This is a genomic window from Streptomyces sp. NPDC045021, from assembly GCF_056432645.1.
On record NZ_JBWKIQ010000006.1, the window covers coordinates 143,729 to 162,912 of the forward strand.

Here is a 19,184-nt window from a genome sequence, read left to right on the forward strand (position 1 = left end):
CCGGCGGGTGTCACACCCGCCAGGGGAGCTCGGCGGTGATGCGGGTCGGGCCGCCGGCCGGGGAATCGACCGCCAGCACACCGTCCACGGCGTCGAGCCGCTCCATCAGCCCGGCCAGCCCCGAGCCGGCCGAGGTGTCGACGCCACCGACGCCGTTGTCGAACACGTACAGCATCATCCGGTCCGCGGACCGCCAGATGTCGACCTGGGCCTTCGAGGCCCCGCTGTGCTTGCTGATGTTCTGCAGCAGCTCGGAGACGGTGAAGTACGCGATGCCCTCGATCGCGGGCACCGGGCGCGCCGGCAGGTCCACGGTCACGCTCACCGGCACCGTGCAGCGGGTGGCGACCGCCGACAGGGCCGGGCCGAGCCCGCGGTCGGTGAGGATCGCGGGGTGGATGCCGCGGGCCAGGTCGCGCAGCTCCTGCAGGGCGATCTTCACCTCGCCGTGCGCCTCGCCGACCATGACGGCGGCGGCCTGCGGGTCCTCCAGCAGCTTCTCCTTGGCCAGACCGAGGTCCATCGCCAGCGCGACGAGCCGGGCCTGCGCGCCGTCGTGCAGATCGCGCTCGATCCGCCGCAGGTCGGCCGCCGCGTGGTCGACGACGACCCCGCGGTCCGACTCCAGCTCGGTGACCCGGGTGGCCAGCTTCGACGGGCCGAGCAGCCCCGACACCATCAGCCGGTCGACGTGCGCCATGCCGCGGATCGTCCACGGAGTGACGAGGACGAAGGCCAGGCCCACGGCGGAGGCGAGCATCAGGTCGCCGGCGGTGTGCAGGTACCAGCCGCCGCCGTTCTTGTCGCCGTACAGCTGCAGTCCCGGCTGGTCGGCGTAGGTGGGGAAGACCCACCGCCACAGCGGGTAGGTCAGGAAGCCCCAGCCGTAGAAGAAGAACGTGATCGAGACGCAGAAGCTGAAGACCGCCCACGGGAAGTGCAGGAAGCAGTAGAGGGCGTGCCGCCAGGAGACACCGCTCTTGAGCTGGGCGCCCAGCCACCCCATGAAGCCGCCCTTGGCGGCGCGGACCGGGCCCGGCTCGGGCACATGGTGACGCAGCAGCGCGCGCGACCGGGCCCGCTCGATCATTCCGATGCCCCGGCAGCCCGCGAGGCCCGCGGCCAGGACCGGCAGGCCGAGGAAGGTGATGAGGAGGCCGGCACCGACCGACAGCATCGTCACGACGTAGACGAAGCCGAAGATGCCCATGGGCAGGTTCAGCAGCAGGTATGCCAACTCACGCCAGGTCCTCGCCTCGAACGGCGCACGAAGCACCGCTGGGACGCGGTGTTCGCGCGGTGCCGGCGAAAAGTCGTAGGCCATGGTTCCGTCCGTCCTCTGGATTCTGCTCCCTTATGACATACAGCCTGGTCGAACGGCGCTTTCCCGCCCATGGTGCGGATCGGCGTGTTCAGGAGGGGGATATCCCTACCTCGCGCGGTGGTCCTGACGGGGGTGCCCGTTCCGGGACGGTGCCTGCTCGCGGTCGCGCCAGGGGAGTTCGGCCGTGATCGTCGTCGGGCCGCCGACGGGGGAGTCCACGACGAGCAGGCCGTCGACGGAGTCGAGCCGCTCGGTCAGCCCGGCCAGCCCCGTACCGCCGGTGGTACCGGCGCCACCGTTCCCGTCGTCCCTGACCTGGATCATCAGCCGCTCCTGCGAACGCCACAGATCGACGCTGGCGGTGCGCGCCCCGCTGTGCTTGCTGATGTTCTGCAGCAGCTCGGAGACGGTGAAGTACGCGATGCCCTCGATCGCCGCCGCGGGCCGGGCCGCCAGGTCCACACCGACCTGGACCGGCACCGTGCAGCGCGCGGCGACCGACGACAGCGCCGCGTTCAGACCGCGGTCGGTGAGGATCGCTGGATGGATGCCGCGGGCCAGGTCGCGCAGCTCCTGCAGGGCGATCTTCACCTCGCCGTGCGCCTCGCCCACCATCTTGGCCGCCGCCTCCGGGTCCTCCAGCAGCTTCTCCTTGGCCAGGCCGAGGTCCATCGCCAGCGCGACGAGCCGGGCCTGCGCCCCGTCGTGCAGATCGCGTTCGATGCGCCGCAGATCGGCGGCCGCGTGGTCCACGACCACCCCGCGGTCGGACTCCAGCTCGGCGATCCGCCGCTCCAGCTCGTCCGACGGCTGCAGCAGCCCCCGCACCATCAGCCGGTCCACGGTGCTCAGCCCGCGCGCGATGTAGCCGAGCGCGGGCCAGGCGACGAAGAGCGAGACGAGGGTGACCGTGAAGGTGAGGATGCCCCAGGGCAGCCGGATGGCGAAGTACAGCGCGTGCCGCCAGGCGACCGGGTCCTTCAACGTCGCCCACAGCCACGGCAGGAAGCCGAAGGTGCCCGGCCGCATCGGCCGGGGATCGTCGATCACCACACCCAACAGCTCGCGGGCGCGCGCCCGCTCGAGTTTGCCGAGCAGCCGGCAGCCGATCAGCCCGCTCGCCAGCAGGGGCAGCCCGACCACCGTGACCGACATTCCGATACCGATCGCCAGCATCGTGACGACAAAGACGAAGCCGATGATCACGATCGGCAGATTCAGCAGCAGATACCCGACTTCCTTCCAGGTCACCGCGGCGAACGCGAGCCGCGGTGGCGGCAGCGGGGCGGGTTCGGCGGAGGGCGGGACAGCAGGACTCGGGCTCATGGTCCCAGCCTGCCGGTACGGGTGGCCGGAGCGCCATGGGGTTCGTAGGGCGGGACAAGGTGGGGTTAACCCCCCTGACGAGCGCACGGCCGCTTCCCGCGCTCAAGCCAGGGCCTAGACTCCCTCCGTATAGATCGTCTAAAGATCCACTGGGATCGCTGGACAACGATGGAACGAGGGGCGGACGGACGTGGACTACTTCCACGGCTACTCGGTCGTCGGCCTGGTCGCTGTGGTCGGGGTGCTCTTCGTGGCCGTGGCCTTCGGCGCCGGGCGGCTTTTGCGGCCGGTCGTGCCGACGCAGGAAAAGATGCTCACGTACGAGTGCGGGGTCGACCCCGTCGGCGAGGGCTGGGCCCACACCCAGATCCGCTACTACGTGTACTCCTTCCTCTACGTGATCTTCGCGGTGGACACGATCTTCCTGTTCCCGTGGGCGACGGTCTTCGCCGCCCCCGGATTCGGCGGTACCACCCTGGTGGAGATGTTCGTCTTCATCGGGTTCCTGGCCGTCGGCCTGCTCTACGCCTGGAAGAAGGGCGTCCTCGAATGGACGTGACCCCTGTGACCTCCACGCCGGCCGCTTCGGACGCTTCCGGGCGGGATGCCTCCGGGCCGGGCGCTTCCGCGTCGGACGGGAGCGAGATCCAGTACCTGCCGGAACCGCGCCGTCTGGGCACCCTCGCCCGGCTCGCGCCGGAACCGATGAAGGTGATCCTGAACTGGGGTCGCCGCTACAGCCTGTGGGTCTTCAACTTCGGGCTCGCCTGCTGCGCGATCGAGTTCATCGCGGCGTCGATGGCCCGGCACGACTTCATCCGCCTCGGCGTCATCCCGTTCGCCCCCGGTCCCCGGCAGGCCGACCTGATGATCGTCTCCGGCACCGTCACGGACAAGATGGCCCCGGCCGTCCGGCGGCTCTACGAGCAGATGCCCGAGCCGAAGTACGTCATCTCCTTCGGTGCCTGCTCCAACTGCGGCGGCCCGTACTGGGACTCCTACTCCGTCACCAAGGGCGTCGACCAGATCATCCCTGTCGACGTCTACGTCCCCGGCTGCCCGCCGCGTCCCGAGGCGCTGCTGCAGGGGATCCTCAAGCTCCAGGAGAAGATCGCCCGCGAGTCCCTCGCCGAACGGTACGCCGACGGCCCGGTGGCCCGCCCCTCCGCGGCGGCCCTGAGCAGCAAGTTGATCGCCGCCCCGCCGACTCCGGGGGAGGAGAAGCGATGACGACCCCGGAACCGGGCGCGGAGCCGGCGGCAGAGCCGGGCGCTGCTGAGCCGACCGCCGTTCCGCCGGTTGTCGCCGAACCGGCCGTCGGGTGGCTGCCCGGCGCCGCGGCGGAGATCTTCGGCGCCGAGGCCACGGCCGTGGAGGCGTTCGGTCTGCTGACCGTGGACGTCCCCGTCGGCTCGTGGATCGCCGCGTTGGAGATCGCCCGCGACAAGCTCGGCTGCACGTACTTCGACTGGCTGAGCGCCGTCGACGAGGCCGCCGCCGGATTCCGGGTCTGCGCGCACCTGGTGTCGCTGCCCGGCGCCGCGGCCGACGGCCGCATGGTGCGGCGGCTGCTCGTACGTACCACCGTGCCGCACTCCGCGGCCGTGCTGCCCACCGCCACCGACGTCTTCGCGGGCGCGGGCTGGCACGAGCGCGAGACCCACGAGATGTTCGGCATCGACTTCACCGGCCACCCGCATCTGGTGCCGCTGCTGCTCCCCGACGAGTTCGAGGGCCATCCGCTGCGCAAGGACTTCGTCCTCGCCGCCCGCGTCGCCAAGGCGTGGCCCGGCGCCAAGGAGCCGGGCGAATCGGAGCACGGCGGGCCCAAGCGCCGGACGATGCTCCCGCCGGGCGTCCCCGACCCGAACGAATGGGGCCCGCTCAAGGGCCAGCTCCCGCCGGCTCCGGCCCGTCCGGCCCGTACCCCGCGTGCGGCGGGCGCGGCGGGTGCCGCACGCGCTGCCGGTGCGGGTGCGGGTGCGGGTGCCGGTGCCGGTGCCGCCGCCGAGCGGCCGGCCCGCCGGCCCCGCCCGGCGAGCGACCAGCCCGACGCCCCCTGGCAGCAGGCCGCGAAGGCGGAACCCGCCGCCCCGCCTGTGGAACCCGCCCCGCCGGCTGAGCCCGCAGCACCCGCTCCGCCTGCTGAGCCCGCCGCACCTGCTGCACCCGCCGCGCCTGCTGAGCCCGCACCGCCCGCTGAACCTCCGGCTGCCGCGCCGGAGACCCCCGACCCCGAGGGAGGCCCGACTCCGTGAACGACATCCTCGATGTCGCGCTGCGGCTCGTCGCCGTTCTCGTCGTCTTCCTGACGCTGCCGCTCATCGTCGGCCAGACCGAGCACAAGGTGATGGCCCATATGCAGGGCCGCCTCGGCCCGATGTACGCGGGTGGCTTCCACGGATGGGCCCAGCTGGTCGCCGACGGGGTGAAGTTCGCGCAGAAGGAGGACATCGTCCCGGCCGACGCGGACCGGCGGATCTTCCAGCTGGCGCCGGCCGTCGCGCTGCTCCCCTATCTCCTGGTGCTGATCGCCATTCCGATCGGCCCGAACGGCTTCGTGGGGCAGGCCATCGACGCGGGGCTGTTCTTCGTGCTCGCGGTGATGGGCGTCGGAGTCCTGGGCTCGCTGATGGCCGGCTGGGCGTCGGCCAACAAGTTCTCGCTGCTCGGCGGGTTGCGTACGGCCGCCCAGCTGATGGCATACGAACTGCCGATGCTGCTCGCGGCGGCCTCCGTCGCGATGGCGGCGGGCACGCTCTCGCTCCCCGGGATCGTCGAGGCGTACCAGTGGTGGTGGACGCCGTGGCAGATCGTCGGCGCCCTCGTCTTCTTCACCGCGGGCCTGGCCGAACTGCAGCGCCCGCCGTTCGACATGCCGGTCGCCGACTCGGAGATCATCTTCGGCGCGTACACCGAGTACACGGGCCTGCGCTTCGCGCTGTTCCTGCTCGCCGAGTACGCGGGCATCGTCGTGCTGTGCGGGCTGACCACCGTCCTGTTCCTCGGCGGATGGCACGGCCCGTGGGCCGACAGCGTCGGCTGGGTGTGGACGCTGCTCAAGACCGCTGTGCTCGCCTTCCTCGTCATCTGGCTCCGGGTCACCTACCCGCGCCTGCGCGAGGACCAGCTGCAGAAGCTCGCCTGGACCGTCCTCATTCCGCTCGCCCTGGCGCAGATCGCGCTCACCGGCGTCGTCAAGGTGGTGATCTCGTAGATGTCCATTCCCGGCCACGGCCTGGCCAAGGGGCTCGCCGTCACCCTCAAGGCGATGACGCGCCGTTCCGTCACCGCGCAGTACCCCGACGCGCAGCCCGACCTGCCGCCGCGCAGCCGCGGCGTCATCGCGCTGTTCGAGGAGAACTGCACGGTCTGCATGCTGTGCGCGCGCGAGTGCCCCGACTGGTGCATCTACATCGACTCCCACAAGGAGACGTCGCCCGCCACCGCGCCCGGCGGGCGCGAGCGCAGCCGTAACGTGCTCGACCGCTTCGCCATCGACTTCTCGCTCTGCATGTACTGCGGGATCTGCATCGAGGTGTGCCCCTTCGACGCGCTCTTCTGGACGCCGGAGTTCGAGTACGCCGAGACCGACATCCTCGAACTGACCCATGAGCGCGACAAGCTCCGCGACTGGATGTGGACGGTGCCCGCTCCGCCCGCGCTCGACCCCGGTGCCGAGGAGCCCAAGGAGATCGCCGCCGCCCGCAAGGCGGCGGACAAGCTCATCGCCGCGCAGCAGGCAGAGCAGGCCCAGTCGGCCGCGCAGGCCGAACAGGCCGCGCAGGCCGAGCAGGCACCGCCGGAGAGCAGCGCATGAGCCTCGCAGCCGCCGCCGCGGCCCCTTCCGGATTCCTGTCCCCGACCGGGGTGGAGATCGCCTTCGCCCTCGTCGGTGTCGCCACCCTCGGCGCCGCCCTGGTCTCCGTCACCACCAAGCAGCTGGTGCACGCGGCACTGTGGCTGGTGGTCGCGCTCGGCGGGCTCGCCGTCGAGTACCTGCTGCTGACCGCGGAGTTCATCGCCTGGGTGCAGGTGCTGATCTACGTCGGCTCCGTCGTCGTCCTGATCCTGTTCGGGCTGATGCTCACCCGGGCGCCCATCGGCCGCTCCCCGGACGCGGACTCCGACAACCGCTGGATCGCGGTCACCGTGGCGGCCGCCTCCGCGATCACCCTGGTCTGGGTGGTCATCGACGCCTTCCGCACCACCTGGATCGATCTCGACGGCCCGATCCAGGGCTCCACCAAGGTCACCGGGCAGAGCCTCTTCCAGCACTGGGTGCTGCCGTTCGAAGCGCTGTCGGTGCTGCTGCTGGCCGCCCTGGTCGGTGCCATCGTCCTGTCCCGCAAGAACCAGGACCAGGGCCAGAGCCCGAGCCCGGGTCGGAGCCAGAGCCCGAGCCGGGGCCAGAGCCCGTCGGCTCCGGAGAAGGGCAAGGAGAGCTGATGCACCTCGCTTATCCCGCCGTGCTCGCCGTCCTCCTCTTCTCCATCGGGCTGTACGGCGTCCTCGGCCGCCGCAACGCGATCCTCGTCCTGATGTCCGTCGAGCTGATGCTGAACGCGGTCAACCTCAACCTCGTCGCGTTCGACGTCTGGCTCCGCGACACCCTGCACGCCGGCCAGGCGCTGACGCTCTTCACGATCACCATCGCCGCCGCCGAGATCGGCATCGGCCTGGCGATCGTGCTGCTCGTCTACCGCAACCGCGGCAGCTCCGACGTCGACAGGCTCACCGACCTTGCCGAGAACGGCCTCGCCGGAACCGGCCGGGCCGGCGCGGGCAGCACGCCGGACGCGGCGGCAGACGAGAAGGCAGAGGCCACCGCGTGACCCTCACGACCCTTGCCGCGCTGGTCCCCCTGCTCCCGTTCCTCGGCGCGGCCGCCGGACTGCTGCTGGGCAGGAGCGCCCCCGGATTCGTCCGGCCGCTCGCCGTACTGCCGACCGCGGCGGCCTTCGTGCTGGCCGCGATCGTCGCCGTGCGCCAGGGCAGCGGCGCCCCCACCGACGCGGCGACCCGGCTCACCCCGACCGGCTCGGTCCCCATCGACCTGGCCCTGCACCTGGACGGCTTCGCCGTCCTGATCGCCGTGCTCGTCGGCCTGGTGGCGACCTGCGTTCAGCTCTACTCGACTGCGTACCTGCGGGACGATCCCCGATACCCCTCCTACGCCGCCCTGGTCTCCCTCTTCACCGCCGCCATGTTCCTGGTCGTCTACTCCGGCGACCTGATGGTGCTGCTGGTCGGCTGGGAGATCATGGGCATCTGCTCGTACTTCCTGGTCGGCCACTACTGGGAGACCGAGGTCGCCCGCGCGGCGTCCATGAAGGCGTTCCTCGTCACCAAACTCGGCGACGTCCCCTTCATCATCGGCGTCTTCGCGCTCGCCACCGACGCGGGCACCTTCCGCATCAACGGGATCCTCACCGCCGCCACCCACGGGCAGCTCCAGCACCCGACGCTCATCGCGCTGCTGCTGCTCGCCGGAGTCGCCGGCAAGTCGGCCCAGTTCCCGCTGCACACCTGGTTGCCCGACGCGATGGCCGGCCCGACCCCGGTCTCCGCGCTGATCCACGCCGCCACCATGGTCGCGGCCGGTATCTACCTCGTCGCCCGGCTGCTGCCCGTCTTCACCTCCAGCGCGGCCGCGCTGTCGGTCCTCGCCGCCATGGCCGCCATCACCATGATCGGCTCCGGTCTGGCCGCCCTCGCCCAGGACGACATCAAACGGGTGCTGGCCTACTCGACGATCGGCCAGCTCGGCTACATGGCCGGCGCGCTCGCCGTGGGCGACCGCAGTGCCGCCGTCTTCCACCTCCTGTCCCACGGCGCCTTCAAGGCGCTGCTCTTCCTCGGCGCGGGCGTGGTCATCCACGCCGCCGGCACCAACTCGCTCTCCGCGATGTCCCGCATGGGCGACCTGGGCAAGCGCGCCCCGGATGCCATGTGGACCATGGGCATCGCCCTGGCAGCCCTCGCCGCCCTGCCCCCCTTCTCCGGCTTCTTCTCCAAGGAATCGGTGCTCCGCGCCGCCGAGCACGCCTCCGGCGGCCACACCGCCGGCGTCCCGTCGGCGGTCGGCTGGACCGTGCTGGCCGCCGGGCTGATCACCGCCGTGCTCACCGCCGGCTATGCCACCCGGCTCTTCCTGCTCGCCTTCCGGGGCCGCGGCCCCCGAGCCGCGGACCACGGCCGCGAGCCCGCGATCATGAACGCCGTGCTGTGGGTGCTCGCCGTCCCCAGCGTCGCCTTCGGCATGATCGCGCTCGTCCCGAAGATCTTCGACCTCCCGCAGTGGTTCGACGGCACCGAGCTCACCCCGACCCTCCTCACCTCCGTCCTCAGCATCGGACTCGCCCTCGTCGGCGTCCTCGTCACCTACGGCGCCTGGACGGCCGGTGCCGCCCGCCGGTCCGCCGCCCCGCTCGGCGCGGTCGGCGCCGACGCGGCCGCCGAGCCGGCCGAGGCCGAGGCGACCGCCATCGCCGCCCACACCGCCGTCTACGGCGACATCGCGTCGGCCGACGATCCGGCCGACCCCGGACGGCTGCTCCTCGGCCGCCTGCACCGCCACGCGGCGAGCGGCTTCCACCTCGACGCCGTCTACTCGGCGCTCTTCGTCCGGCCGGTGCTCGCCGCCGCGAGCCTCGTCCGCTTCCTCGACCGCGAGGTCGTCGAGACCTACGTACGGGGAGCGGGCGCGGTACCGCGCCTGCTCGGCGCGGCCGTCCGGCGCGCCCAGACCGGAAATGTCCAGACCTATCTCAGCGCGCTGCTGGCCGGTGCCGTCGTACTCGCCGTCCTCGTCGCCGTCGGAGCGTGAGCCGTGAACGACACCGCCCTCCAGTACGTGCTCGCAGGCATCGTCGTCCTGCCCCTGCTCGGTGCCGTCGGGGCCCTGCTCCCCGCGCCGCCCGGCCTCAAGGGGCGTGACCCCGACCAGGCCGTGCTCCGCCACGGCGTCACCGTCACCGGCGCCGTCCTGATCCTCGCGATCGTCCTCGCGGCCGGCTTCGACCACGACCACCCGGCGACGATGCAGGCCACCACCGACCTCAAGTGGATCCCCGCCCTCAACATCCACATCCACATCGGTGTCGACGGCATCTCGCTCCCCCTTCTCGTCCTGACCGCGCTGCTGACCTTCCTCTGCGCGCTCTACAGCTACTTCAAAATGCCCGCGGGCCCGTCCCCCAAGGCCTTCGTCGGCCTTCTCCTCGTCCTCGAAGCGGGCACCCTCGGCACCTTCGCCGTGCTGGACCTGATGCTCTTCTTCCTGGCCTTCGAGACGGTCCTCATCCCGATGTACTTCCTCATCGCCCGCTGGGGCGGCGCCGGCCGCGAGGCAGCCTCGCTGCGCTTCATCCTCTACACCCTCCTCGGCTCCGTGATCATGCTGCTGGGCCTGCTGCTCATCGGGGTGAAAGCGGGCACATTCGACATGGTGGCACTCGCCACTGACAACGGGTCGTCGCTCAGTCACTCCACGCAGTTGCTCGCGGTCCTCGCCATCGGCATCGGCTTCGCGATCAAGGCCCCGATGTGGCCGCTGCACAGCTGGCTCCCGGACGCCCACACCGCCGCGCCGACCGTCGGCTCGGTGCTGCTGGCCGGCGTCATGCTCAAGATGGGCACCTACGGATTCGTCCGTATCGCGCTGCCCGTCGCCCCGGACGGCATGCAAACCTTCGCGCCCTACCTGGCCGCGTTCGCCGTCGTCGGCATCGTCTACGGTTCGCTCGCCTGCCTCGCGCTGGCCCGCAAGGGCGCCGGCGGCGACCTCAAGCGCCTCATCGCCTACTCCTCCGTCGGCCACATGGGCTTCGTGCTGCTCGGCATCGCCTCCCTCACCCCCACCGGCGTGAACGGCGCGCTCTTCGCGAACGTCGCCCACGGCCTCATCACCGGCCTGCTCTTCTTCCTGGTGGGCGCCATCAAGGACCGCTACGGAACGAGCGACCTCGACCGCCTCACCGGGGAGAACGGCGCGGCCCTGTACGGCAGGGCCCCCCGCCTCGGCGGGCTGCTCGCCTTCGCCGCCGTCGCCTCCCTCGGCCTGCCGGGGCTGGCCGGATTCTGGGGCGAGATGCTCGCCATGTTCGGCTCCTTCGAACCCGCCGACGGGCTCAGCCGCCCCACCTACCTGGTGTTCACGGCGGTCGCCGCATTCGGCACGCTGCTCACCGCCGCGTACCTGCTGGCCGTCGTGCGCCGCGTCTGCATGGGGGACCGGAGCACCGCGGAGTCCGGGCAGCCGGTCCTGTCCGACGTCCACGGCTACGAGTTCGCCGCCTGGACGCCGCTGGCCGCCCTCACCGTCCTCGCCGGCCTGTGGCCCGCGGCCCTCCTCGGCCTCACCGACCCGGCCGTGCGCTCGCTCCTCGGAGGCAGTTGATGAGCATCCCCGTCACCGCCTTCCCCGGCACCGGATTCCGCGCCACCGGATCCCACACCGGCGGTCTCCACACCACCGGATCCCTCGCCGCGGATCCTGTCGGCTCCCTCGTGCAGTCCGTGGACTGGATCGCCATCGCCCCGGCGGCGATCCCCGCGGCCGTCGCGCTCGTCGTCCTGGTCGCCGACCTCTTCCTCCCCAAGGAGAGGAAGGCGCTGTTGGGCTGGGTCACCATCGGCGGCCTCGCCCTGGCCGCGCTCGCCCTGGGCCCGCTCCGGGCCGGCCACCGCAAGACGTTCTGCCTGACCGCCGACGCCGGTGAATGTTCCTACGTGGTCGACCACTTCACGGTCGTCATCCAACTCCTCGTCATCGGCGGCGCGCTGCTGACGGCGTTGCTGTCCATGCACGACATGGAGAAGTACCCGGCCGGCGAGTACTGGTTCCTGCTGCTGTCCTCGGCCGCCGGAGCCGCGCTGCTGCCCGCCTCCCGGGATCTGGCGACCCTGGTCGTCGCCCTCGAAGTCGCCACGCTGCCCGCCTTCGCGCTCGTCGGCATCAAACGCGGTGACCGGCTCTCGTCCGAGGCCGCGCTCAAGTTCTTCCTCTCCTCCGTGGCCGCGACCGCCGTCACGCTGCTCGGCGTCAGCTTCGTGTACGCCGCGACCGGCACCCTCCATCTGGCCGCCATCGCGGACGGCCTGGGCGACGTACAGCCGCAACTCGCGACGCTCGCCAAGGTCGGCGCGGTCCTCACCCTCGTGGGCTTCGCCTTCAAACTCGCCGCCGCGCCCTTCCACTTCTGGGTGCCCGACACCTACGTGGGCGCGCCGCTGCCGATCGCCGCGTACCTCTCCGTCGTCGGAAAGGCCGTGGGCTTCTCCGGCCTCATCCTCGTCACCGTGATCGCGTTCGAGCCGTACGCCGACGTCTGGGGCCCGGTCGTCGCCGTACTGGCCGCCCTGACGATGACGGTCGGCAACGTCGCCGCGCTGCGCCAGCGCGCGCAGTACGCGCACAGCGCGGTCCGGCTGCTGGCCTGGTCCTCGATCGGCCAGGCGGGCTATCTGCTGGTGCCGATCGCGGCCGCCGCGTACTCCGACGACCCGGAGCACCAGATCGGCACCACCGTCGCGTACGCCCTGATGTACGCGGCCGTGAACCTCGGCGCCTTCGCCGTCGCCGCCCTCGTCGCCCGAACGGCCCCCGCCAACCGCCTGACCGACTACCGGGGGCTCTACGCGAGCCGCCCGCTGACGGCCCTCGCCCTGGCGTTCTTCCTGCTCTGCCTGGCCGGGCTGCCGCCCGGCATCATCGGACTCTTCGCCAAGGTCGCGGTCTTCTCGTCGATCGTCGGTACCGGACCGGCCTGGCTGGCCGTCGTCATGGCCGTCAACGTGGTCATCGCGCTCGTCTACTACCTGCGCTGGACGGCGATCCTGTTCGCGAAGCCGGAGCCGGTCGCGGCGGTGGCTGAAGCGGGCACCACCGAGGGCGCGGGAACGCTCTCCGGAGCGGTCGCCGTGGCGGTCCCCGCCGCCCGGACGCCGGTCCCCCTCACCGCCGCCATCGCCCTCACCGCGGTCCTCGGGATCGTCCTCTCCGGCGTCCCCCAGCTGGTCCTGCGGTACGCCTCGGGGGCGCTGCTCTGACCCCGCCCAGGGCGTGTGCACAAGGGAACTAGCGGCCTTCCGGTGGCGTTGACCAGTACAGGAGGTTCTCCTAAGAGGGGAGAAGGTTCCCCCGCCGCACACCTTGGAGGGCGCACCGTGCACCGCCGGCACAATGGGCTGAGGACCGCCGTACTCCTCGGCGGTCTGTCCGCACTCATCCTCGTCATCGGCAGCTTCTTCGGCCGGATGGGGCTCATCGTCGCGCTCGTCATCGCGATCGGCACCAACGCCTACGCGTACTGGAACAGCGACAAGCTCGCTCTACGCGCGATGCGTGCCCGCCCGGTCAGCGAATTCGAGGCCCCCGCCCTCTACCGCATGGTCCGCGAGCTCTCCACGGCCGCGCGCCAGCCCATGCCGCGGCTGTACATCTCACCCACCGAAGCGCCCAACGCCTTCGCCACCGGACGCAATCCGCGCAACGCGGCGGTCTGCTGCACCGACGGCATCCTGCAGATCCTCGACGAACGCGAGCTGCGCGGCGTGATCGGCCATGAGCTGAGCCATGTCTACAACCGCGACATCCTCATCTCGTCCGTCGCCGGCGCGCTCGCCTCGGTCGTCATGTTCCTCGTCAACTTCGCCTGGCTGATCCCCGTCGGCCGCTCCAACGACGACGAGGGCCCCGGCATCCTCGGCATGCTGCTGCTGATGATCCTCGGCCCGCTGGCCGCCTCCGTCATCCAGCTCGCCGTCAGCCGGTCCCGCGAGTACGAGGCCGATGCCTCCGGCGCCCGACTCACCGGCGACCCGCTCGCCCTCGCCAGCGCGCTGCGCAAGCTGGACGCGGGCACCAAGCAGCTGCCGCTGCCGCCCGAGCCCCGCCTGGAGACCGCCAGCCATATGATGATCGCGAACCCGTTCCGGCCCGGCACCACGTCGAAACTGTTCTCCACCCACCCCCCGATGGCCGAGCGCATCGCGCGCCTCGAACAGATGGCAGGACACCGCCCATGAAGACGATCCTGAACATCATCTGGCTCGTGCTCTGCGGTATCTGGATGGCGATGGCCTATGCCATCGCCGGCCTGATCTGCTGCATCCTCATCATCACGTTCCCGTGGGGCGTGGCCTCCTTCCGTATCGCCAACTACGCCCTGTGGCCCTTCGGCCGCACCACCGTCGAACGCCGCGACGCGGGCGCGGGCTCCCTCATCGGGAACATCATCTGGATCGTCCTCGCCGGCTGGTGGCTGGCGCTGGGCCACATCGTGACCGGGATCGCCCTCTGCCTGACGATCATCGGCATCCCGTTCGGCATCGCGAACTTCAAGATGATCCCGCTCTCGCTGGTCCCCCTCGGCCGTGAGATCGTCCCGACCGACCGGCCGTTCGCCACGCGCTGAGCGATCGCCTCACTGCCTCAATTGCCGCAACTGCTTCACCTGGCGGTGTCGACGAGCCTCTCGAAGAGGAACTCGTGCTTGAGGAACGACGTGTCGTACTCGTGCCCCGGATACGGCGGGATCAGCTGGGCCGCCTGGATCAGCCGCCAGCCGTCGCAGAGCGCGGCCACCCCCGTCTCGTACGGCGGTTCGTCGTTGTCCCCGGTGGTCGGCGACGTGGCCCCGGTCCCGTCGTAGGCGGACCACCCCACGACCTGGGAGTCCAGCGCCGACGTGGTCAGGTACAGCACCAGGACCCGCTGCCGCAGCGTGCTCAGTGGGCTCAAGGTGGTCACGGTGCTCATGCCTCGCTCCTCATTCATGGTGCTCATGCCCCGCTCCCCAGGTGCGCGGGGACGACGCGCTGCGGCCGGTTGGCGACCCGCGTCATCCAGTGGTCCATGTCGTAGGTGCTGTCGCCGGTCAGCGCCCGCCACAGCCTGATCCGGTTGTGGAACTCCAGCCGGGCGGCGGCCGCTTCGTACCAGGGGAAGTGCGTGCCCAGCTCGGCTGCGACCGCCGGGTCGGCGAGGTCGCCGGTGTCCCACAGCCGCAGTTGGCGCACCGCCGGATTGAACCGGATCTTGAACATGTACCGCTCGGCGTCGCTGTCGTTGCGCCGTCCGCCGTGCCAGATCCCGTGGTGCAGGAACACCACGGTCCCGGCCGGGCACACCAGCCGCGTCTGCCCGCGCAGATTCTGGTAGCGGCCGGTGTCGCTCTCGTTCGTGCGCCGCAGATGGCTGCCGGGCACGCTCAGCGTGCCGCCCATCTCCAGCGTCACCGCCTGCGGGTAGTACATGAGCTGCACGTCGAACGCGTCCGGCCGTACGTCGATGATCGCGTCGGCGTGCAGCGGTTGCGCGTGTCCCTCACGGGGCCGCCGGATGTGCACCGCGTGATGGTCGACGGTCGGCCCGGGGCCCACGAGGCTGCGCAACGCGCCTGCCACCACCGGGAGTTCGACGAGATCCCGGGCGAAGGACCCCGGCTCGTACGCCTCCTCCAACGGCGTCCCGTACGGCACGTCCGGTACCCCGGCGGCCAGGACGCCCATCGCCCGCTCGTTCATCTCCTCCGGTACCACCGCGTCCATACGCAGCGAGCCGTGCGCCACGAAGCGCGCCATCTGGACGGAGCTCAACAAGCTCCCGGTCCTACTGGATCTGTTGCTGGTTGCCATGCGCCAACGGTAGGGAGGAAACCCCTGGCAGCGCGTGGGTCAGACTCACCACTACTGGTACGTTTTCACCATGGATGCCGTCACCCTCCATCTGGACGAGCCACCCCTGGTGGTGAACCTCGGCGTCGGTGTCCACGGCCCCGCCGGCCACACCGACGTCTTCCGGCTCCCCGACCTGTGGCAGCTGCACCTCTACCGGTACACGGCCGACCTCACCGTCGACGGCACCCCGCACGCCATCCGCCCCGGCCGCGTCAGCCTCGTCCCGCCCGGTGCGACCGTCAGATACCGCTACCGCGGCCGTTCGGAACACCTCTACGCCCATCTGCGCATCCCCGAGGCGGGCGAGCCCCGCAGCGTCCCCGTCATCCAGGACGCGGGCGCCCAACTGCCCATGCTCTCCGCCCTGATGCTGCAGGCCGTGGCCTCCCAGCCCGGTGCACCCGCCAGGACGGCGGCCGAGATCTGGGCCGTCCTGTGGCGCGTCGCCCACCTCACGGCCCCCGCCGCGTCCGACGGTCCGCACCCCGCCGTGGCCGCGGCCGTCGCGCACATCGAATCGCACCTCGCCGACCCGCTGACGGTCCCCGGTATCGCCTGCGCGGCCGGTGTCTCGCACAACCACCTCACCCGGCTGTTCCGCGCCGCGACCGGCGACACCGTCGTCACCTACATCCGGCGCCGCCGCCTGGAACGCGCCCGCCACCTGCTCGTCGAGTCGACGCTCTCCATCCCCGCCGTCGCCGCCTCGGTCGGCATCGCGGACCTCCAGGCCTTCAACAAGGCCTGCCGCCGCGAACTCGGCGCCTCCCCGCGCGCGGTCAGGCAGCACCCCTGAAAGCGGTGAGGGCGGCAACCAAGGTTTCCCCGGCAGCCGCCCTCATCCACTTCACCACTTCACTACCTCACCGCTTCACCGTTTCGCTCAAACGGTCAGCGGTAGTTCACGTACTGCAGTGCGAAGTCGAAGTCCTTGCCCTTGAGCAGCGCCTGAACGGCCTGCAGGTCGTCCCGGCTCTTCGAGCTGACCCGCAGCTCGTCGCCCTGGACCTGCGCCTTGATGCCCTTCGGGCCCTCATCGCGGATGATCTTCGCGACCTTCTTGGCGTTGTCCTGCGAAATCCCCTCCTCGATCGAGGCGAAGATCTTGTACTCCTTGCCGGAGAGCTGCGGCTCGCCGGCGTCCAGCGACTTGAGCGAGATCCCGCGCTTGACCAGCTTGGTCTCGAAAACGTCGAGGATCGCCTTGACGCGCTCCTCCGAGTTCGCCTGCATCAGAATCTTCTCGCCCGACCAGTCGATCGAGGCCCCGACGTTCTTGAAGTCGTAGCGCTGCGAGATTTCCTTCGCGGCCTGGTTGAGGGCGTTGTCGACCTCCTGCCGCTCGACCTTCGAGACGATGTCGAAACTGGAGTCGGCCATCTTGAGTTGGCTCCTTGGCTGTGATCCGTCAGTACCGCGGCCCGTCGCCGGACCGCCCTCCCAGCCTAGCCACCGCACCCGCCCCGAACACTGATCAATCAGGTGGCGAACCACCCCCGCGCATCAGGTATCGTTTACGTCGTTGCCACAGACCACCCTCAAAAGTGATCTACGGCGGCTTCCCTGGCGGTGTGCCCGAGTGGCCAAAGGGAGCAGACTGTAAATCTGCCGGCTCAGCCTACCCAGGTTCGAACCCTGGCGCCGCCACGGTATTGAGGAGAATGGTCCCCCGGACTGCGGAAACGCAGACCGGGGGACCATTTTTCGTTGGGTGGTGGGTGGCCTCGGGGGTGGGGTTTCAGTTGCCGGAGATGTTCTTCACGGCTACGGGGACCGGGGTGGGGCCCGCGATGAGTTCCAGGGTGAGGCCGGCCGTGGACGGGGTGTCGAGGAGTTCGGCCAGGACGGCGGCCACGTCGTCGCGGGGGATGGGGCCGCGGCCGGTTTTGGCGGTGAGCTGGATGCGGCCGGTGCCGGGGTCGTCGGTGAGGGCGCCGGGGCGCAGGATCGTCCAGTCGAGGTCCGCGCGGGCGCTCACGTCGGCGTCGGCCGCGGTCTTGGCGCGCAGGTACTCGGCGAAGACGGGGTCGGTGCCGGGGGGCGGTTCGGCGCCCGCTCCCATCGACGAGACGATGATGTAGCGGCGGGCTCCGGCCCGCTCGGCCGCGTCGGCGAAGAGCACGGCCGCGCCATGGTCGACGGAGTGTTTGCGCTCCGCGCCGCTGCCCGGACCCGCGCCCGCCGCGAAGACGACCGCGTCCGCGCCGCGCAGGGCCGCCGCGACATCGTCCAGGGACGCCGATTCCAGGTCGCAGACGATCGGCTCGGCGCCGGCGGCCCGCAGGTCGTCGGCCTGCTCGGGTTTGCGGATGATGCCCGCCACGTCGTCTCCGCGCGCGGCGAGCAGTCGCTCCAGCCGCAACGCGATCTGTCCATGTCCACCTGCGATCACAATGCGCATGATTGCGACGCTACGCCCGCCGGGCGTCCCGCGCGCGTGCACCACGACAACGGCCCACCATCGGGTCACCGATCGGGCCACCCATCAGGTCACCCGTCGGGAGGTCTAGGTGTAACCGCGACCGGCCGCGAGCGGGGCCGTCCCGGTGGGGCTGGCGCACCGTCAGAAGCCGTCAGGCGAGGCCGCTGCCGTCGCTCCGCGACTGGCGGGGGAGGTCGAGGGCGGCGGTGGTCGCCGAGTCGCAGTACTCGCGGACGGCGCTGGTGCGGGAGACCACCCGGCCGCGGTGGATGACGATGCGGCTGTACGCGAGGGAGAGCACCCCTTCGATCCTTTCCCCGCGCACCGCGAGGAGTTCGGCGGGGAAGCCCGCCTCCACCCGGATCTCGGGCAACCCCAGGACCGCCCGCGCCTGGCCGCTGATCGTGTCGTAGGCGTCCGCCGCGCCGCATTCGCCGTACGAGGTGAGGAGGAACGCGGCTTCCAGGGGGTCGCCGCGTCCGACGGGGTTGGCGAGGTCGCGCAGCGACCCGCTGCCGGCGGCGACGCGGACGCCGGCCGCGCGCAGTTCGCGTACGGGGGTGAGCAGGCCGGCGGCGCCGCGCCGGGAGGACTCCAGCCCGCCGCAGCCGCCCTGCGGCAGGGAGACCACCGAGACGCCGGCCGCGGAGAGCTGGCCCGCGGCGCGGGTGGCGGCGGCCTGCGGGAGCCGGGCGAGGCCGTTGCAGGGGCCGATGACGACGCCGGGGCGCAGCCCGCCGGCCATGGCGGCGAGCCGGGCCAGCCGGGCCGGATCGTCACCCTGCGTATGCAGGTCCACGGGGAGGCCGAACTCGGCCGCGACCGCGAGGACGGCCTCGGCGTAGCCGCTCGGGTCCGGGTCGAGGTCGGGGCAGCCGCCGACGACGCCGGCGCCCATCTTGAGCGCGTCGCGGAGCGCCGAGAGCCCGTCGGCGCCGGCCACGCCGGTGAGGAGGCGGGGGACGGCGACGGCGTGCAGGTCGACGAGTCCGCGCAGCGCGCGGCGGGCCTGGAGGACGGCGGCGAGGGTGCCCAGCCCCTGGATGTCGCCGATCCGGACATGGGTGCGGATGGCGGTTGCGCCGTGCCCGAGTTGGAGGAGCGCGGCCTCGGTGACGCGGCGCTGCACGTCATCGGGTTCGTACGACGGCGGGCCCGAGGACGCACTCGCGTCGGCGGTCAGGGCGGCGTCGAGATGGGCGTGCGGTTCTGCGGGTGCGGGCAGCAGGAGGTAGCCGCGCAGGTCGATACGGGTCCCGTCGGCGTCGCCCTGGTCGGGGGCGACGGTGAGGCTGCCGGCGGTGCCGACGGCTTCGATGCGCTTGCCGCTCAGCCGCACGTCCACGGTGCGGCCGTCGGTGAGATGGGCACCGCACAACAGCAGCGTGGTGGTCTCGGCGGCGGTGCCGCGTTGGTTCTCGGTCATCG

At 71.3% G+C, this 19,184-nt stretch carries 20 protein-coding genes and 1 tRNA gene; 14 read left to right on the top strand and 7 right to left on the bottom strand.

The features are described 5' to 3' along the window. Positions 1 to 10: 10 nt before the first annotated feature. Positions 11 to 1,324, bottom strand: a complete 1,314-nt coding sequence (locus tag AC07DC_RS19805) for a sensor histidine kinase (protein WP_478915721.1) — start codon at positions 1,322 to 1,324, stop codon at positions 11 to 13. Positions 1,325 to 1,429: 105 nt separating this feature from the next. Then, the gene (locus AC07DC_RS19810) at positions 1,430 to 2,650 is read right to left on the bottom strand and encodes a sensor histidine kinase (RefSeq protein WP_478915722.1); all 1,221 of its coding nucleotides are present in this window, start codon (positions 2,648 to 2,650) and stop codon (positions 1,430 to 1,432) included. Positions 2,651 to 2,840: 190 nt separating this feature from the next. On the opposite strand from AC07DC_RS19810, the gene AC07DC_RS19815 reads away from it, so the two are divergent. From AC07DC_RS19815 to AC07DC_RS19870, 12 genes are all read left to right on the top strand, one after another. Then, complete coding sequence (locus AC07DC_RS19815; protein ID WP_478915723.1) at positions 2,841 to 3,209, top strand: NADH-quinone oxidoreductase subunit A; 369 nt, start codon at positions 2,841 to 2,843, stop codon at positions 3,207 to 3,209. Further along, positions 3,200 to 3,880: an NADH-quinone oxidoreductase subunit B gene (locus AC07DC_RS19820; RefSeq protein WP_478915724.1), complete on the top strand. Its 681-nt coding sequence runs from the start codon at positions 3,200 to 3,202 to the stop codon at positions 3,878 to 3,880. The genes AC07DC_RS19815 and AC07DC_RS19820 overlap by 10 nt, the downstream gene beginning before the upstream one ends. Beyond that, on the top strand, positions 3,877 to 4,908 hold the full coding sequence (locus AC07DC_RS19825) for an NADH-quinone oxidoreductase subunit C (protein WP_478915725.1): 1,032 nt from the start codon (positions 3,877 to 3,879) through the stop codon (positions 4,906 to 4,908). Before AC07DC_RS19820 ends, AC07DC_RS19825 begins: the two co-directional genes overlap by 4 nt. Beyond that, positions 4,905 to 5,867 carry an NADH-quinone oxidoreductase subunit NuoH gene (nuoH, locus tag AC07DC_RS19830; protein WP_478915726.1) on the top strand — a complete coding sequence of 321 codons (963 nt, stop codon included), beginning with the start codon at positions 4,905 to 4,907 and terminating at the stop codon, positions 5,865 to 5,867. Before AC07DC_RS19825 ends, nuoH begins: the two co-directional genes overlap by 4 nt. After that, entirely contained in the window at positions 5,868 to 6,470 is a 603-nt protein-coding gene (locus tag AC07DC_RS19835; RefSeq protein WP_478915727.1) for a NuoI/complex I 23 kDa subunit family protein, read from the top strand. After that, positions 6,467 to 7,099 (top strand): NADH-quinone oxidoreductase subunit J family protein, encoded by a 633-nt coding sequence (locus tag AC07DC_RS19840; RefSeq protein ID WP_478915728.1) that lies wholly within the window; start codon positions 6,467 to 6,469, stop codon positions 7,097 to 7,099. Before AC07DC_RS19835 ends, AC07DC_RS19840 begins: the two co-directional genes overlap by 4 nt. Further along, positions 7,099 to 7,485 (top strand): NADH-quinone oxidoreductase subunit NuoK, encoded by a 387-nt coding sequence (gene nuoK, locus AC07DC_RS19845; RefSeq protein ID WP_478915729.1) that lies wholly within the window; start codon positions 7,099 to 7,101, stop codon positions 7,483 to 7,485. The genes AC07DC_RS19840 and nuoK overlap by 1 nt, the downstream gene beginning before the upstream one ends. Continuing rightward, a complete protein-coding gene (locus AC07DC_RS19850) occupies positions 7,482 to 9,479 on the top strand; it encodes an NADH-quinone oxidoreductase subunit 5 family protein (protein WP_478915730.1) in 1,998 nt (665 codons plus the stop codon). Before nuoK ends, AC07DC_RS19850 begins: the two co-directional genes overlap by 4 nt. 3 nt (positions 9,480 to 9,482) lie before the next feature. Continuing rightward, positions 9,483 to 11,051 carry a complex I subunit 4 family protein gene (locus AC07DC_RS19855; RefSeq protein ID WP_478915731.1) on the top strand — a complete coding sequence of 523 codons (1,569 nt, stop codon included), beginning with the start codon at positions 9,483 to 9,485 and terminating at the stop codon, positions 11,049 to 11,051. Then, a complete protein-coding gene (locus AC07DC_RS19860; RefSeq protein ID WP_478915732.1) occupies positions 11,051 to 12,703 on the top strand; it encodes an NADH-quinone oxidoreductase subunit N in 1,653 nt (550 codons plus the stop codon). Before AC07DC_RS19855 ends, AC07DC_RS19860 begins: the two co-directional genes overlap by 1 nt. A 117-nt stretch (positions 12,704 to 12,820) precedes the next feature. Next, positions 12,821 to 13,681, top strand: coding sequence for a zinc metalloprotease HtpX (htpX, locus tag AC07DC_RS19865; protein WP_478915733.1), 861 nt, complete (start codon positions 12,821 to 12,823; stop codon positions 13,679 to 13,681). Then, positions 13,678 to 14,070: a YccF domain-containing protein gene (locus AC07DC_RS19870; RefSeq protein WP_478915734.1), complete on the top strand. Its 393-nt coding sequence runs from the start codon at positions 13,678 to 13,680 to the stop codon at positions 14,068 to 14,070. Before htpX ends, AC07DC_RS19870 begins: the two co-directional genes overlap by 4 nt. Before the next feature lie 35 nt (positions 14,071 to 14,105). Here the strand turns inward: AC07DC_RS19870 and AC07DC_RS19875 are convergent, their stop codons facing one another. Together AC07DC_RS19875 and AC07DC_RS19880 are read right to left on the bottom strand one after the other, a co-directional pair. Next, positions 14,106 to 14,432 carry a hypothetical protein gene (locus AC07DC_RS19875; protein ID WP_478915976.1) on the bottom strand — a complete coding sequence of 109 codons (327 nt, stop codon included), beginning with the start codon at positions 14,430 to 14,432 and terminating at the stop codon, positions 14,106 to 14,108. Positions 14,433 to 14,437: 5 nt separating this feature from the next. Further along, on the bottom strand, positions 14,438 to 15,292 hold the full coding sequence (locus AC07DC_RS19880) for a phytanoyl-CoA dioxygenase family protein (RefSeq protein ID WP_478915735.1): 855 nt from the start codon (positions 15,290 to 15,292) through the stop codon (positions 14,438 to 14,440). A 70-nt stretch (positions 15,293 to 15,362) separates the two neighbouring features. On the opposite strand from AC07DC_RS19880, the gene AC07DC_RS19885 reads away from it, so the two are divergent. Further along, a complete protein-coding gene (locus tag AC07DC_RS19885; RefSeq protein WP_478915736.1) occupies positions 15,363 to 16,130 on the top strand; it encodes a helix-turn-helix transcriptional regulator in 768 nt (255 codons plus the stop codon). 95 nt (positions 16,131 to 16,225) lie between these two features. Here AC07DC_RS19885 and AC07DC_RS19890 read toward each other — a convergent pair whose 3' ends face one another. Further along, complete coding sequence (locus AC07DC_RS19890) at positions 16,226 to 16,714, bottom strand: YajQ family cyclic di-GMP-binding protein (protein ID WP_138352869.1); 489 nt, start codon at positions 16,712 to 16,714, stop codon at positions 16,226 to 16,228. 185 nt (positions 16,715 to 16,899) lie between these two features. Here AC07DC_RS19890 and AC07DC_RS19895 point away from each other — a divergent pair. Next, positions 16,900 to 16,981: transfer RNA gene (locus tag AC07DC_RS19895), tRNA-Tyr, on the top strand. Positions 16,982 to 17,072: 91 nt separating this feature from the next. Here the strand turns inward: AC07DC_RS19895 and AC07DC_RS19900 are convergent. Both AC07DC_RS19900 and AC07DC_RS19905 read right to left on the bottom strand, forming a co-directional pair. Further along, positions 17,073 to 17,735 (bottom strand): SDR family oxidoreductase, encoded by a 663-nt coding sequence (locus AC07DC_RS19900; RefSeq protein ID WP_478915737.1) that lies wholly within the window; start codon positions 17,733 to 17,735, stop codon positions 17,073 to 17,075. A gap of 172 nt (positions 17,736 to 17,907) precedes the next feature. Next, positions 17,908 to 19,182 (bottom strand): amidohydrolase family protein, encoded by a 1,275-nt coding sequence (locus AC07DC_RS19905; RefSeq protein ID WP_478915738.1) that lies wholly within the window; start codon positions 19,180 to 19,182, stop codon positions 17,908 to 17,910. Positions 19,183 to 19,184 lie beyond the last annotated feature (2 nt).